The sequence below is a fragment of the Cupriavidus sp. CuC1 genome (assembly GCF_044627735.1).
Taxonomy (GTDB): domain Bacteria; phylum Pseudomonadota; class Gammaproteobacteria; order Burkholderiales; family Burkholderiaceae; genus Cupriavidus; species Cupriavidus ulmosensis.
On the sequence record NZ_JBIUHC010000121.1, the window covers coordinates 1 to 14,413 of the forward strand.

General features: G+C 67.9%; 12 protein-coding genes. 7 read left to right on the forward strand and 5 right to left on the reverse strand.

All coding sequences use genetic code 11. The features are described from left to right. From mrdA to ACGLHR_RS36895, 4 genes are all read right to left on the reverse strand, one after another. Positions 1 to 2,168, reverse strand: a 2,168-nt coding sequence (gene mrdA / locus ACGLHR_RS36880) for a penicillin-binding protein 2 (RefSeq protein ID WP_400100189.1), incomplete at its 3' end; no start/stop codon positions are given. A 71-nt stretch (positions 2,169 to 2,239) separates the two neighbouring features. After that, positions 2,240 to 2,752 carry a rod shape-determining protein MreD gene (mreD, locus tag ACGLHR_RS36885; RefSeq protein ID WP_400100190.1) on the reverse strand — a complete coding sequence of 171 codons (513 nt, stop codon included), beginning with the start codon at positions 2,750 to 2,752 and terminating at the stop codon, positions 2,240 to 2,242. Then, a complete protein-coding gene (mreC, locus tag ACGLHR_RS36890; RefSeq protein WP_400100192.1) occupies positions 2,749 to 3,741 on the reverse strand; it encodes a rod shape-determining protein MreC in 993 nt (330 codons plus the stop codon). The genes mreD and mreC overlap by 4 nt, the downstream gene beginning before the upstream one ends. 202 nt (positions 3,742 to 3,943) lie before the next feature. After that, positions 3,944 to 4,987: a rod shape-determining protein gene (locus ACGLHR_RS36895; RefSeq protein WP_035859663.1), complete on the reverse strand. Its 1,044-nt coding sequence runs from the start codon at positions 4,985 to 4,987 to the stop codon at positions 3,944 to 3,946. A 661-nt stretch (positions 4,988 to 5,648) separates the two neighbouring features. Between ACGLHR_RS36895 and gatC the strand changes: the two genes are divergently transcribed. The 7 genes from gatC to ACGLHR_RS36930 all read left to right on the forward strand — a co-directional run bounded on the left by gatC (position 5,649) and on the right by ACGLHR_RS36930 (position 13,366). Then, complete coding sequence (gatC, locus tag ACGLHR_RS36900) at positions 5,649 to 5,948, forward strand: Asp-tRNA(Asn)/Glu-tRNA(Gln) amidotransferase subunit GatC (RefSeq protein ID WP_267605049.1); 300 nt, start codon at positions 5,649 to 5,651, stop codon at positions 5,946 to 5,948. 94 nt (positions 5,949 to 6,042) lie between these two features. After that, positions 6,043 to 7,548, forward strand: coding sequence for an Asp-tRNA(Asn)/Glu-tRNA(Gln) amidotransferase subunit GatA (gene gatA, locus ACGLHR_RS36905; protein WP_400100195.1), 1,506 nt, complete (start codon positions 6,043 to 6,045; stop codon positions 7,546 to 7,548). Continuing rightward, positions 7,545 to 8,012: a hypothetical protein gene (locus tag ACGLHR_RS36910; RefSeq protein ID WP_318237177.1), complete on the forward strand. Its 468-nt coding sequence runs from the start codon at positions 7,545 to 7,547 to the stop codon at positions 8,010 to 8,012. Before gatA ends, ACGLHR_RS36910 begins: the two co-directional genes overlap by 4 nt. Continuing rightward, positions 8,009 to 8,974: a dienelactone hydrolase family protein gene (locus ACGLHR_RS36915; protein ID WP_400100197.1), complete on the forward strand. Its 966-nt coding sequence runs from the start codon at positions 8,009 to 8,011 to the stop codon at positions 8,972 to 8,974. The genes ACGLHR_RS36910 and ACGLHR_RS36915 overlap by 4 nt, the downstream gene beginning before the upstream one ends. An 87-nt stretch (positions 8,975 to 9,061) precedes the next feature. Further along, positions 9,062 to 10,522: an Asp-tRNA(Asn)/Glu-tRNA(Gln) amidotransferase subunit GatB gene (gene gatB / locus ACGLHR_RS36920; RefSeq protein WP_318237175.1), complete on the forward strand. Its 1,461-nt coding sequence runs from the start codon at positions 9,062 to 9,064 to the stop codon at positions 10,520 to 10,522. A gap of 1,030 nt (positions 10,523 to 11,552) precedes the next feature. Then, positions 11,553 to 12,221, forward strand: coding sequence for a DUF484 family protein (locus tag ACGLHR_RS36925; protein ID WP_318237656.1), 669 nt, complete (start codon positions 11,553 to 11,555; stop codon positions 12,219 to 12,221). Next, positions 12,221 to 13,366 (forward strand): tyrosine recombinase XerC, encoded by a 1,146-nt coding sequence (locus tag ACGLHR_RS36930; RefSeq protein WP_400100200.1) that lies wholly within the window; start codon positions 12,221 to 12,223, stop codon positions 13,364 to 13,366. The genes ACGLHR_RS36925 and ACGLHR_RS36930 overlap by 1 nt, the downstream gene beginning before the upstream one ends. On the opposite strand, the gene ACGLHR_RS36935 is transcribed toward ACGLHR_RS36930, so the two are convergent. Then, positions 13,363 to 14,322 (reverse strand): transcriptional regulator GcvA, encoded by a 960-nt coding sequence (locus ACGLHR_RS36935; RefSeq protein ID WP_267606555.1) that lies wholly within the window; start codon positions 14,320 to 14,322, stop codon positions 13,363 to 13,365. The two genes, ACGLHR_RS36930 and ACGLHR_RS36935, sit on opposite strands and share 4 nt — an antisense overlap. Positions 14,323 to 14,413: the final 91 nt, after the last annotated feature.

A 14,413-nucleotide genomic window follows, 5' to 3' on the forward strand; every position in this document is an offset into this window, starting at 1 on the left:
AGCGTCTGCACCGCAGAGGCCGGTGGGATGGCGGCGGGGTCGATCACCGGCGCCACCACGGCGGAAGCGGCCGTGGCGGACGCGCCGGCGCGGGCTGCCACCCGCGCTGCCGGCACGCTGGCGCCTTCGCTGGTGGCGGCGGCTTCGCTGGCGCCCATGACGGTGGCGCTGGCGATGCTGGCGGTGTGGCCGGTGGTAAACACGCTGGGCGTATCCACTGGAGGCTTGCCGCCGGCGCGTTCGGACGCGGGCGGGGCGATGTTCGCCAGTTCCTCCGGCCACTTGCCGGTCAGATAGTAGTCCATCACCTTGCGCGCGATCGGCGCGGCCACGGCGCCGCCGAAGCCGGCGTTCTCCACGATCATCGCCAAGGCGATCTTGGGATTGTCGGCGGGTGCGAATGCGGTATAGAGCGCGTGGTCGCGCTTGCGCTCGTCCAGCGCGTGGTGGTTGTACTTCTCGTTCTTGCCCATGGTGAAGGTCTGGGCAGTGCCGGTCTTGCCGGCGGACTCATAGGCGGCGCCGGCGAACGCGCGGGCGGCCGTGCCCGAGTGCGTCACGCCCACCATGGCGCGCTTGATCACGTCGATATCCGACTGCTTGAGCGGCAGGCGGTAGCTTTCCTTGGGCACGGTGAGCTCGCGCTCGCGGCTGACCGAATCCTCCACCGCCTTGACCAGGTGGGGCTTCATCGCGATGCCGTTGTTGACCAGGATGGAGGTGGCGTTGGCCAGCTGCAGGATGGTGAAGCTGTTGTAGCCCTGGCCGATCCCCAGCGAGATGGTTTCGCCGTCATACCACTTCTGCTGCTCGGGCTTGCGGTAGGCGCGGCGCTTCCAGTCGGTGGAGGGCAGGATGCCGCGGCTCTCGCCTTCGATGTCGATGCCGGTGACCTGGCCGAAGCCCAGCGGCTTCATGAAGTCGTGGATGGCGTTGACGCCCATGTCGCGCGCCAGCATGTAGTAATAGGTGTCGCACGACTGAATGATGGAGGCGTTCATGTCCACCCAGCCGTGGCCGCCCGGCTTGTCGTCGCGGAAGGTATGGTTGCCGAGCGTGAACGAGCCCGGATCGTGGAAGCCCCACGCCGCGGTGCGCTTGCCGGTGGTGAGTGCCGCCAGCGCCATGAACGGCTTGTAGGTGGAGCCGGGCGGGTAGGTGCCGCGCAGCGGGCGGTTCAGGAGCGGCTTGTCGGGCGAGCCGTTGAGCTCGTTCCAGGTATTGGTGTCGATGCCTTCGACGAACAGGTTGGGGTCGTAGGTCGGCTTGGAGACAAAGGCCAGGATGTCGCCGGTGGCCGGCTCGATCGCCACCAGCGCGCCGCGCTTGTCGCCGAAGAGCGCCTCGGCAAGTTGCTGCAGGCGGATGTCGAGCGACAGGATCAGGTTGTTGCCGGGCGTGGCGGGGGAGGTGGACAGCGTGCGGATGGGGCGTCCGCCTGCGCTCACTTCCACTTCCTCGAAACCGGTCAGGCCGTGCAGCTCGGTCTCGTAGCTTTGCTCGATGCCGATCTTGCCGATGTAGTTGGAGCCCTTGTAGTTGTCGGCGTCCTTGCGCGGATCGTACTTGGCGCCTTCGGCGCTGTTGGCCTCGTCCATGGCCTCGATGCGTTCCTGGTCGCGCTGCGAGATGCGGCCCAGGTAGCCGATCACGTGCGAGGCGGACTCGCCCAACGGGTACTGGCGGAACAGCCGGGCGCGCACGTCCACGCCGGGAAAGCGGAAGCGCTGGGCGGAGAAACGCGCCACTTCTTCATCGGTGAGCTGGCTGCGGATCGGCAGGCTTTCGAAGCTGCGCGATTCTTCCATCAGGCGCTTGAAGCGGCGGCGGTCGCGCGGCTGGATGTCGATCAGCTGGGCCAGCTCTTCAATCGTGTTGTCGAGCGTGTCGGACAGCTTGGACGGCGTGATTTCCAGCGTGTAGGCGGAATAGTTGCGCGCCAGCACCACGCCGTTGCGGTCCATGATGATGCCGCGATTGGGCTCGATCGGCGCCACCGAGATACGGTTGTCCTCGGCCTTGGCCGAGTACTGGTCGTGCTTGTACCACTGCAGCCAGAGAAAGCGCGTGAACAGCAGGCCGAAGCAGATCACGGCGAACAGGCCCGCCGCCGCTACGCGGATGCGGAAGCGGCCGAGCTCCTGTTCGACATTGCGTATTTCGGTCATGGTACTGCGTCAGCCTTGCGGTTTGCCGCGCGCCCGGGTGGGGCGCGGCGGGACTCGGATGGAGGTAAAGCTCAGATCGGCCGGGTTTCGTCCACGTCGGCGCTGCGGCGCTGCGGCGCCAGCAGCATGCCGGTGGCCAGCGGCCATAGCAGCGCTTCGATGCCAGGCGCCAGCAGCAACTGCCAGCCGGGCAGCGGCGCGCCCATGGCCAGGCGGATCAGCACCGGCACCGCATGGGCGATGAACAGCAGCGGCAGCACGTGCAGCGCCTGGGTATAGACCGTGAACCACAGCACGCGGCGATGGATGGTGATGGCGAAGTACGCCAGCAGCGAGTACGCCATGGCGTGCTCGCCCAGCAGGCGCGCATCATGCACGTCCATCAGCAGGCCGAGCGCGAAGGCCACGCCCATCCCGACCTTGCGCGGCTGGTGGATGTTCCAGAACACCAGCACCAGCGCCACCACGTCGGGCACCCACAGCGTGGTGCCCCAGGGCATCAGGTTGAACAGGAAGGCCAGCACGAAACTCAGCGCGATAAACGCGGGGTTGACCGGGCGCAGCAGGTATTGGGGATTGGTCAACGCTTGGGCTCCTTGGCGGGGGCGGGCTTGTCCGCGGGCTTTTCGGCCGGCCGCTCTCCTGAGCGTTCGGCATCCCGGACACCCGGGCGGTCCGCCCTGACGCTGCGCGCTTCCTTGGCGTCGCGCGGGCCGTCGATGGACTCGCGCGGCGGCAGTTGCGCTTCGTAGCGGATCACCAGCAACTGGCGGTGCGAACGCACGCCGGCCACCGGTTCGCAGTACACGCGCGAGAAGGCGGTGTCGGCCTTGCGCTCGATCTGCACGATCTTGGCCACCGGCAGGCCCGGCGGGTAGGTGCCGTCCAGGCCGGAGGTGACCAGCAGGTCGCCCTGTTGCAGGTCGGCCGAGGCGGCCATGAAGCGCAGGTCGAGCAGCCCGGCGCGGGCGCCGCCAAAGGCCACGCTGCGCAAGCCGTTGCGCACCACCTGCACGGGAATGGCCTGCTCCTTGTCGGTCAGCAGCGTGACTTCCGACTGGAACGGCGAAACGCGCGTGATCTGGCCGATCACGCCGCGTTCGTCGATCACGGGGTAGCCCGCGCGCAGGCCATGCTGGCTGCCACGGTCGATCACGATGCGCTGGCTGTAGGGGTCGCGGGCGTCGTACAGGATCTCGGCCGCCGTCACGGGCGTGGCCGATTGCTGCACCAGGCCAAGCAGCTTGCGCAGCTGGCTGTTCTCGGCCTCGAGCTGGGACTGGCGCACCGAGCCCTCGGCCTCGGTCACCATGCGGCGCCTGAGCTCGCGGTTCTCGCTGGCCAGAGCGGCGGAAGACTGGGCGTAGTCGAAGGTGGCGCGCAGCGCGTCGCGTGGCACCAGCACCGTGCGCTCCACCGGCATCAGCACGGTGGCGGCAACCTGGCGCACCACGCGCAAGGCGTCAAAGCGCGCATCGACGATGAGCAGCGCCAGCGCGATCGTCACGTAGAAGACGAGACGCGCAACGGCGGAAGTGCCCTGCTTGAAGAGCGGCGGCGGAGTGTAATCCATTTACCCGTGCGCTGGCAGAAAGGTCCCACGGTCCCGCAGGCACGACCGCGCCGCGGCACGCCAGCCGGGGAGGCTGGGGTGTGCCGGCGCGGTGTGGTGCACGGGGGCGGGCCGGGTCGGGAGGGTGGCGAGGCAAGGCGCGGCCCCGACCAGGTAGTCCGGCAGGCCGCGTCGCGCCACGAGCGATTCCTCTGCTTACGTATTATTCGTAGGAGAAGATGCTGCCGAGCTTGTCCATGCGTTCGAGCGCCATGCCGGAGCCGCGCACCACGCAGGTCAGCGGGTCTTCGGCGACCAGCACCGGCAGGCCGGTTTCCTCGGCCAGCAGGCGATCCAGGTCGCGCAGCAGCGCGCCGCCGCCGGTCAGCATCATGCCGCGCTCGGCGATGTCCGCGCCGAGCTCCGGCGGGGTCTGTTCCAGCGCGATCTTGACGGCCGACACGATCTGGTTGAGCGGATCGGTCAGGGCTTCCAGGATTTCGTTGGACGACACCGTGAAGGCGCGCGGGATGCCTTCGGACAGGTTGCGGCCCTTGACTTCCATTTCACGGACTTCGGAGCCGGGGAAGGCCGAACCGATGGCCTTCTTGATGGCTTCGGCGGTCTGCTCGCCGATCAGCATGCCGTAGTTGCGGCGGATGTAGTTGACGATGGCTTCGTCGAACTTGTCGCCACCCACGCGCACCGATCCCTTGTAGACCATGCCGCCCAGCGAGATGATGCCCACCTCGGTGGTGCCGCCGCCGATGTCCACCACCATCGAGCCCGACGGCTCCGACACGGGCAGGCCGGCGCCGATCGCGGCCGACATCGGCTCCTCGATCAGGTACACCTGGCTGGCGCCGGCGCCCAGCGCCGATTCGCGGATGGCGCGGCGCTCGACCTGGGTCGAGCCGCAGGGCACGCAGATGATGATGCGCGGCGAGGGGCGCAGCAGCTTGGTGTCGTGCACCATCTTGATGAACTGCTTGAGCATCTGCTCGGTGACCGTGAAGTCGGCGATCACGCCGTCTTTCATCGGGCGGATCGCTTCGATGTTGCCCGGCACCTTGCCCAGCATCTGCTTGGCTTCCTTGCCCACCGCCTGGATCGTCTTCTTGGCGTTGGGTCCGCCTTCCTGGCGGATGGCGACCACGGACGGCTCGTCAAGGACGATGCCCTTGTCACGCATATAGATCAGGGTGTTGGCGGTGCCGAGGTCGATCGCGAGATCGTTGGAGAAGTAGCTGCGGAGAAATCCGAACATCAGGAATCCTGTTTTCTGGTGGTTCGCGAGTATGCGAAGTGGCCGGCGCCGCTGCGGGGCCAGCCACGATATTCATAGCGACGGGTAGTATTAAGGCCCCCGGTCGTCCGGTGGGGCCGGCGCCGTTGCCAGTTCGCGTTGTCATACGCTGCGAACTGCCAGGGCCGGGGCCGCCAACCAAGGCCGCTTTGCCGGGTGGCGAAAACGGCCTCTACGGGAACCTTTGATTAGACCACGCGCGAAAGTTCGGTGGAACGGCGCCGCAATTACAAATTAATTGCTGGCGGGGGCGGCCTAATCGGAGGAACCTGTCTCTCATCATCCCTTGTGTGCCTTCAACCCCGCACCGGCGCCGGCCGGTCCGGCAACGCGGCCAGCGCTGGCTGGCCCGGGTGCCCGGAGTACGCCCCCCGCCGGTGTGTCCCGCCGGCGTGTCCCGCTGGGGTGCCCTAAAAGGCTCCGGGGGAGGCGGTTCTGCACCAATGTGACGAAGGCGCGGCCAAAGGATGGCAACGCGCAATGATACCTTATAATTCCCCCTGTTTCGGGGGCTTCTTCCTCGAAAAAACCTGTAACTTTGACGATTCCCGGGCGCTCCCGGCAGCACTTGCCCGGCCCGCCCCGGCCGCGCCCGCATCGCCTTTCGCACCGACCCCAAGCCATGGCTCTCGACCTATCCGACGTCAAGCGCATCGCCCACCTTGCCCGCATCGAAATCAACGATGACGAGGCCGGGCAGACGCTTGTGCAGCTCAATCAATTCTTCTCCCTGGTCGAACAGATGCAGGCGGTCGACACCACCGGCATCGTGCCGCTGGCCCACCCGCTGTCCGCGGTGCGCGAGATGTCGCAGCGGCTGCGCGACGACGTGGTCACCGAGCCCAGCCGCCGCGAGGACTACCAGCGGCCCGCCCCGGCCGTCGAAGGCGGCCTCTACCTGGTGCCCAAGGTCATCGAATAAAGGTCAAGCGCACCCCGGCCCTCGACCCAGCGGCTGCGCCGCGCCGCCCCAGGCTGCGCCGGCAGCCATCACCTGCCAAGCCAAACCGACCGACATGTCCTTTTCCGCATCTTCCGTGACCTCCCTGCGCGAGCTCTCCGACGCGCTGGCGGCACGCACCGTCTCCGCCGAAGAACTGGCGCGCGATTACCTGGCCCGCATCGAGCAGGCCGGCGCGCTCAACGCCTTTGTCGACGTCAACCCCGAACTCACCCTGGCCCAGGCCCGCGCCGCCGACGAGCGCCGCGCGCGCGGCGAAGCCGGCCCGCTGACCGGCGTGCCGATCGCCCACAAGGATGTGTTCGTCACCCGTGGCTGGCGCGCCACCGCGGGCTCGCGCATGCTTGCCAACTACGAAAGCCCGTTCGATGCGGCCGTGGTCGAGCGCCTGGCTGCCGCCGGCATGGTGACGCTGGGCAAGACCAACATGGACGAGTTCGCGATGGGCTCGTCCAACGAGAACTCGCACTTCGGCCCGGTCAAGAACCCGTGGGACGCCAGCCGCGTGCCGGGTGGCTCCTCGGGCGGCTCCGCCGCCGCCGTGGCCGCCGGCCTGGCCCCTGCCGCCACCGGCACTGACACTGGCGGCTCGATCCGCCAGCCGGCCTCGTTCTCCGGCATCACCGGCATCAAGCCCACCTACGGCCGCGTGTCGCGCTACGGCATGATCGCCTTCGCCTCCTCGCTCGACCAGGGCGGCCCGATGGCGCATACCGCCGAGGATTGCGCCATGCTGCTCGGCGGCATGGCCGGCTTCGACGAGCGCGACTCCACCAGCGTTGCGCCCGCCTTGGGCGGCGTCGATGAGGACTACACCCGCCTGCTGGGCCAGGCGCGCGTCGGCGCCAGCGCTGGCAAGCCGCTGTCCGGGCTGCGCATCGGCCTGCCCAAGGAGTATTTCGGCAAGGGCCTGGCTGCGGACGTGGAACAAGCCGTGCGCGCCGCGCTGGCCGAGTACGAAAAGCTGGGCGCCACGCTGGTCGAGGTGTCGTTGCCCAAGACCGAGCTGTCGATCCCCGTGTATTACGTGATCGCCCCGGCCGAGGCATCGTCCAACCTGTCGCGCTTTGACGGCGTGCGCTTTGGCCATCGCGCCGCCGAGTACCGCGACCTGATGGACATGTACAAGAAGACCCGCGCCGAAGGCTTCGGCCCCGAGGTCAAGCGCCGCATCATGGTGGGCGCCTATGTGCTGTCGCACGGCTACTACGACGCCTATTACCTGCAGGCGCAAAAAATCCGCCGCATCATCGCCGACGATTTCCAGCGCGCCTTCACCCAGTGCGACGTGATCATGGGCCCGGTGGCGCCCACGGTTGCGTGGAAGCTTGGCGAAAAGAGCGCCGACCCGGTGCAGATGTACCTGGCCGACATCTTCACGCTGTCGACCAGCCTGGCCGGCCTGCCCGGCATGAGCGTGCCCTGCGGGCTGGGCGAGGGCGGCATGCCGGTTGGCCTGCAACTGATCGGCAACTACTTTGGCGAGGCCGAGCTGCTGCAGACGGCGCACGCCTTCCAGCAGGCAACGGACTGGCATCTGCGCCGGCCCGCGCAGGCATGATCGCGCGGCGCTGGCTGGTCCGTCTCGCGCTCGGCATCGGGCTGGCTGCCGCCTTGGCGGCCTGCATCCCGCTGCCCCGTTTCGGCACCCGGCCGCCACCGATCGCCAGCCGCGACATCGACCTCGCCGGCGACTGCCGCCGCACCGAGGAAGACGGCTTTCGCGAGGATGCGCAAGTGCGCGTGGCGGACAACACCGTGCAGCAGCTGTCATGGAAGCTGTGGGTGGGCAAGCGCGGCTCGTGCAGCTTCAACCTGGCCGAATTCCGCCAGACGCAGAAGAAGCCGCATATCGAGCTGCGCGCCAATGACGGCAGCGCCTGCAAGCTGATGATCTGGCAGGATCCGCGCCGGGTCACGCTGGCGCACGCCAACTGCCAGGCGCGCTGCTCGCCGGGCATCTACGAAGAAGCCTGGCCGGTGATGTTCGAGCCTGGCGTCGGCGGCTGCGCGCAGACCCGATGAACCCGCTCAGCGCCATGTCCGGCCCAGCCCACCGTTGCATCGCCGCTAGCCTCAAGGCCTTCAGCCTGGGCGCGTGCGCCTTGCTGCTGGCAAGCCACGCCGTGCCCGCGCGGGCCTTGGTGCCGGCAGCTGGCGAACAAGCCATGCCGGCGGCGCAGACGGTGAGTTTCCCAGGCGCCGACGGCGGCAAGCCGCTCAGCGGCTACTGGTTCGTGCCGCAGCGCGGCGCGGCGGCCCCGGCCGTGCGGGTGGTCGTTGCGCTGCACGGCTGCGCTGGCCTGCACCGCAGTGGCGGCGCGGATGCGGCGGCGCTCCAGGGCCGCTATCGCGAGTACGTGCAGTGGCTGGCCGCGCGCGGCTACGCGGTGCTGCTGCCCGACAGTTTCGGCCCGCGCGGCAAGCCGGGGGGCATCTGCACCGAACGCCTGGACAGCCGCGACATCGACGACGCAACACGGCGCGGCGATGTGCTGGCGGCGCTGCAGTGGCTCGCGCGGCAGCCCGGCGTGGACACGGCGCACATCGTGCTGCTGGGTTGGTCCAACGGCGCGCAGGCGGTGCTCAGCGCCATCGACGCCAGCCGCGACTGGCCGGCGGGCGCACCGGCGATCGAGCGCGCCGTGGCTTTTTACCCGGGCTGCAAGAGCGCGGTGCAACGGCACGAGTACCGCCTGCGCACGCCCCTGCTGCTGCTGACCGGCGGCGCCGACGACTGGACCCCCGCCACCCGCTGCGCCATGCTGCGCGAGGCGGTCGCGGCGCGCCAGCCGGACGCGCGCTTTCGCCTGGAGATCTACCCCGGCGCGTATCACGGCTTTGACGGCACCGAGCCGCTGCGGGTGCGGCGCGATGTGCCCGACGGCTTGCGGCACGGCCAGGGCGTGACCGTGGGCGGCGACCCGATCGCGCGCGATGCGGCGCTGGCGCAACTGGATTCGTGGCTGGCCAGCCCGAATCCATGACAGAACACGTAGCAGTACATAGCCACACGTAGCAGACACGTAGCAAACACGTAGCAACATATACAGCACACGAACAGGAATACCGCCATGCAATGGGAAGTGGTGATCGGCCTCGAGACGCACACGCAGTTGTCGACGGCCTCCAAGATTTTTTCCGGTACCTCCACCGCCTTCGGCGCGGCGCCGAACACGCAAGCCTCGCCGGTTGACCTGGCGCTGCCCGGCGTGTTGCCGGTGCTCAACCGCGGCGCCGTCGAGTGCGCGATCCAGTTCGGCCTGGCGATCGGCGCGACCATCGCGCCGCGCAGCATCTTCGCGCGCAAGAATTATTTCTACCCCGACCTGCCCAAGGGCTACCAGATCAGCCAGTACGAGCTGCCGGTGGTGCAGGGCGGCAGCATCAGCATCCAGGTCGAAGGCAAGAAAGGCGAAACCTACGAGAAGACCGTGCAACTCACGCGCGCCCACCTCGAGGAAGACGCCGGCAAGTCGCTGCACGAAGATTTCGCCGGCATGACCGGCATCGACCTGAACCGCGCCGGCACGCCCCTGCTGGAGATCGTCACCGAGCCGGACATGCGCAGCGCCGCCGAAGCCGTGGCCTACGCCAAGGCCCTGCACGCGCTGGTGATGTGGCTGGGCATCTGCGACGGCAACATGCAGGAAGGCAGCTTCCGCTGCGACGCCAACGTGTCGGTGCGCCCCTACGGCAGCCCCAAGCTGGGCACGCGCCGCGAGATCAAGAACCTGAACTCGTTTCGCTTCCTGCAGCAGGCCATCGACTACGAAGTCCAGTGGCAGATCGCCGAGATCGAGGACGGCCGCGAGATCCAGCAGGCCACCGTGCTGTTCGACCCGGACACCGGCGAGACGCGCGCCATGCGCACCAAGGAAGACGCGCACGACTACCGCTACTTCCCCGACCCCGACCTGCTGCCGCTGGAGATCGACGCCGCCTGGATCGAGCGCGTCAGGTCCGGGCTGCCGGAGCTGCCGGTGGCCATGCAAGCGCGCCTGGTGTCGCAATACGGCCTGTCCGCCTACGACGCCAGCGTGCTGACCGCCTCCAAGTCGCTCGCCGGCTACTTCGAAGCCGTGGTCGCCGAGGCCGGCGCGGCCAACGCCAAGCCCGCCGCCAACTGGCTGATGGGCGACGTCTCCTCGCTGCTCAACCGCGAAGGCATCACCCTGGAAGCCGCACCCGTCAAGCCGGCGCAACTCGCCAAGCTGCTGGTGCGCATCGCCGACGGCACGGTGTCCAACAACACCGCCAAGAAGGATGTCTTCCCGGCCATGTGGGCGGGCGAGGAAGGCGGCGACGCCGACGCCATCATCGCGGCCAAGGGCCTCAAGCAGATGTCCGACTCGGGTGAGCTGGAGAAGATCATCGACGACGTATTGGCCGCCAACGCCAAGTCGGTCGAGGAATTCCGCGCCGGCAAGGAGAAGGCCTTCAACGCGCTGGTTGGCCAGGCCATGAAGGCCACCAAGGGGAAGGGGAATCCGGCACAGGTGAATGAGTTGCTGAAGAAGAAGTTGGGGGCGTAAAGGGGGGGGCGTAGGGGCTTTTGGGGGGCTTTCGCTGTTTTTTTGGGCGGCGTTGGTTTTTGGACCCAAGAGCCATACGACATCCCCCTGCGGGGGCTGCCGGTCACTCTTCTTTGCGCGGCAAAGAAGACTAACGAGAAGAAAGCCGCCCTGCCGGGGGCAGAGCAATAAGGCTTATGTGGGGCCGGTGGTTGCGTCGTACGGCCCTGAGTGTTGGCTGGCGTGTCTTACCGGCTCAAAGGGCATCGTAACTACATGACCCAATGGTCACGTGGTGGTGCCCCTGATCGCTTTGCGCGGTGAGCGTTCGGCCATCTGCCGTTCGCGGAGCGTCTGGCCACGATGCTGCCTGCCTTGCTGGTTTCGTGGTTTTGTCTCTGGCGGCGGGTGCCCGGCCATTTGATGCCCTGCCGTACCGGCGCTGCCGGCAACTTGTTATCAGCTCCCCGGTTTCGTGGTGGGCACCGTGGCCCGTCCGCGAGGGTTCACGCTCGAACATCACCGCGCTTGCCCTCCGAGACAAAACCACGAAACCAGCCACCCCCGAAACGGCGCAGCCCCTCGCGCCGCGAACGGCAGATGGCCGAACGTGCACCGCACACGAGGTCAGGGGCCCCACCACGAAACCCGAGGGTCATGCGGTTTCGATGACCTCCAGGCTGGTAGGATGCGCCAGCCAACACTCAGGGCCGTACGACGCAACCACAGAGGCAAAAACAGCCTTATTGCTCTGCCCCCGGCAGGGCGGCTTTCTTTTCGTTAGTTTTCTTTGCCGGTCAAAGAAAAGTGACCGGCAGCCCCCGCAGGGGGATGTCGTATGGCACTTGGGTGCAAAAGCCAACGCCGATCAAGACGAACCAAAGAGCCAGCACACCCGAGCACTTGGGTGCAAAAGCCAACACCGATCAAGACCAACCAAAGCACCCGCGCAGACGAGCCCTTGCGCCCAAAAGCCAACGCCGAGCACTCCCCCCCCCAGCCTCCCCCAAACCTTTTGCTACACTGCCCCCAAACATTCCGGTTGAAGCCAATGAACGCCCAAGAAGTTGCCTCCTACCTGCAGACCAATCCCCAGTTCTTCGAAGACAACGCCGAGCTGCTGGCCGCTGTGCAACTCACCAGCCCCCACAGCCACCGCGCGGTGTCCCTGCAGGAGCGCCAGATGGAAATCCTGCGCGAGAAAAACAAAGGCCTGGAGCTGAGGCTGGCGGACCTGGTCCGCCACGGCCACGACAACGACCGCACCCAGCAGCGCATGCATGCCTGGCAACTGCGCCTGCTGGCCGAGGTGGACTCGCACGCGCTGCCGTATGCGGTGCAGGACGGGCTGCAGCAAGTGTTCGACGTGCCGGGCGTGGCGCTCAAGCTGTGGAATGTGGCCGAGGCCTACGCGCATATGGAAGTGGCCCAGGGCGCAAGCGACGACGTCCGCCTGTTTGCCGAGGGCCTGCGCGCGCCGTATTGCGGCGCCAACAGCGGCTTCGAGGCAGCGGCCTGGCTGGAGCGCGACGATATCGCCTCGCTGGCCATGGTGACGCTGCGCGTGCCCACGCGCGACGCCGGCACGCTTGGCGCGGCCTTTGGCCTGCTGGTGCTGGGCTCGCCCGAGGCGAGGCGCTTCCATGAGGGCATGGGCACGGCCTACCTGGCGCAGATCGGCGAAGTGGCCGGCGCCGCGCTGAACCGCCTGCGCGACTGATGACCGCGAGCCGCGCGCGCAAGGCCGCTTCGCCTGCGGCGAAGAAGCCGGCCGCGCGCAAGGAAGCCGCCGAGGCGCCCCTGGACAAGCAGCCGCCCGACCCGCTGGTGCTGCGCTACCTCGACTGGCTCGCCAGCAGCCGCAAGCTGGCTGCCCACACCCTGACCAACTACGCCCGCGACCTGTCGGTGCTGCAGGCGCACGCCGCGCGCCATGCGCCGGGCATTGCGCTGTTGTCGCTGCAGACCCATCATATCCGCGCCTTTGCCGCGCGCATGCACGGCGGCGGCCTGGCCGGCACCAGCATTGCCCGCACGCTGTCGGCGTGGCGCGGCTTCTTCCTGTGGGCCGCGCGTCATGGCCTGGGCGTGGAGGCCAACCCGGTCGACGGCGTGCGCGCGCCAAAATCCGGGCACCGGCTGCCCAAGGCCTTGTCGGTGGAGCATGCGGTGGCGCTGGTCTCGCACAACGCCGGCGACGGCGCTGAGGGCCGGCGCGACCAGGCCGTCTACGAGTTGTTCTACTCCAGCGGCCTGCGCGTGTCGGAGCTGGTGCAACTGGACGCGCGCTATACCGAGGACGGGGAATACCGCTCAGCCGGCTGGATCGACATGGACGGCGCCGAGGTCACGGTGATCGGCAAGGGCTCGCGACGGCGCACCGTGCCCGTCGGCAGCAAGGCCATGGAAGCGCTGCGCGCGTGGCTGGCGGTACGCACGGAACTGTTGCGCCCCGGCGCGCTGCCGGATGACGCGCATGCGTTGTTCCTGAACGTGCGCGGGCGGCGTTTGCCCGTGCAAACGGTGCAGTTGCGCATCAAGCAGCAGGCGATCCGGGCCGGCGTGCCGACCGACGTGCATCCGCACATGTTGCGGCATTCCTTCGCCACCCATGTGCTGCAATCCTCGGGCGACCTGCGCGCAGTGCAGGAGATGCTCGGGCACGCCAGCGTGGCCACCACCCAGATCTATACCGCGCTGGATTTCCAGCACCTGGCCAAGGTCTACGACAAGGCGCACCCGCGCGCGGGCAGGGCGCACTCGGCGCCCGCGCCGGTTGTTGCGCCGGTTTTTACGCCGAAGGCCGTGGATGACGGCAAAGACGCCGAAGACACCGAAGACACCGAAGACGGGAAGGACGACTAGCCCTCCCACTGCGCCAGGATGCCGCGGAAGGCTTCCATCTCCGGCAGCAGCCAGGCGCGGAACGCCTTCACCTTGGGCGCCTCCAGCATGCCGGCCGAGCAGACGAAGTAGAGCAGCCACGGGCAGGTAATGCTCACATCGAAGAGCCGCACCACGCGCCCCGACAGCAGGTCGTTATAGGCCAGCGACGAGCGGATCAGCGCAATGCCCTGGCCCGCGGCGGCTGCCTGCAGCAGCAGCGAGGAGTCCTCCAGCAGCAGGCCCTTGCGCGGCTCCGGCCAGTCCAGGCCGGCGGCTTCGAACCACGGCTTCCACGGGTCGCCCTCGCCGCGCAGCAGCGACATGCCTTTCATGTCCTGCGGCCGCCCCGGCAGCTTGCCGCCGTTGAAGGCAGGGCTGCAGACCGGGAAGAACACATCGTCCAGCAGCTTCTCCACATACAGGCCGGGATAGTCGCCGCTGCCCATGCGCAGCGCGATGTCGACTTCCTCGCGCCCGAAATCCACCAGCGTGTTGGACGACAGCAACTCCACGTCCAGCTCGGGATGCTGCTCGATAAAGCTGCCGATGCGCGGCGTGAGCCAGCGTGCGGCAAACGACGGCATGGTGCTGATGGTGAGGCGCTTGTCCCGGTTGCCGGCCTGCAGCGCGCGGGTGGCGTCGGCGATCTCCAGCAGGGCTTCGCGCACGCGCCCGGCGTAGGCCCGGCCGCCCGGGGTCAGGGTCACGCGCTTGCCGTTGCGCTCGAACAGGGCCTGCCCCAGCTCTTCCTCAAGCGCGCGGATCTGGTGGCTGACCGCGCCATGGGTGACGAACAGCTCGGTGGCCGCGCGTGAAAAACTCTCGTGGCGGGCAGCCGCCTCGAACGCGCGCAGCGCGGTCAGCCCCGGCAGGCGCGGCAGCTCGCGGTGCCAGCCACGTGGCAAATCTCTCTCCCATGCTCCCTTCAGCGCCATCATCCACCTCGTCTTATGTGAGCTTACCTAACAAGAACAAGGAAAATATATCGTTTTGGAAGGGGACCGGCAATCACTAGAATGCAATGCA

Excerpts from the sequence above, each read along its gene's own strand:
- ACGLHR_RS36895 (WP_035859663.1), bottom strand. The coding sequence starts at position 4,987 with ATGTTCGGATTTCTCCGCAGCTACTTCTCCAACGATCTCGCGATCGAC.
- ACGLHR_RS36925 (WP_318237656.1), top strand. The coding sequence starts at position 11,553 with ATGAACGCCCAAGAAGTTGCCTCCTACCTGCAGACCAATCCCCAGTTC.
- ACGLHR_RS36910 (WP_318237177.1), top strand. The coding sequence starts at position 7,545 with ATGATCGCGCGGCGCTGGCTGGTCCGTCTCGCGCTCGGCATCGGGCTG.
- mreC (WP_400100192.1), bottom strand. The coding sequence starts at position 3,741 with ATGGATTACACTCCGCCGCCGCTCTTCAAGCAGGGCACTTCCGCCGTT.
- gatC (WP_267605049.1), top strand. The coding sequence starts at position 5,649 with ATGGCTCTCGACCTATCCGACGTCAAGCGCATCGCCCACCTTGCCCGC.
- ACGLHR_RS36930 (WP_400100200.1), top strand. The coding sequence starts at position 12,221 with ATGACCGCGAGCCGCGCGCGCAAGGCCGCTTCGCCTGCGGCGAAGAAG.
- gatB (WP_318237175.1), top strand. The coding sequence starts at position 9,062 with ATGCAATGGGAAGTGGTGATCGGCCTCGAGACGCACACGCAGTTGTCG.
- ACGLHR_RS36915 (WP_400100197.1), top strand. The coding sequence starts at position 8,009 with ATGAACCCGCTCAGCGCCATGTCCGGCCCAGCCCACCGTTGCATCGCC.
- gatA (WP_400100195.1), top strand. The coding sequence starts at position 6,043 with ATGTCCTTTTCCGCATCTTCCGTGACCTCCCTGCGCGAGCTCTCCGAC.
- ACGLHR_RS36935 (WP_267606555.1), bottom strand. The coding sequence starts at position 14,322 with ATGGCGCTGAAGGGAGCATGGGAGAGAGATTTGCCACGTGGCTGGCAC.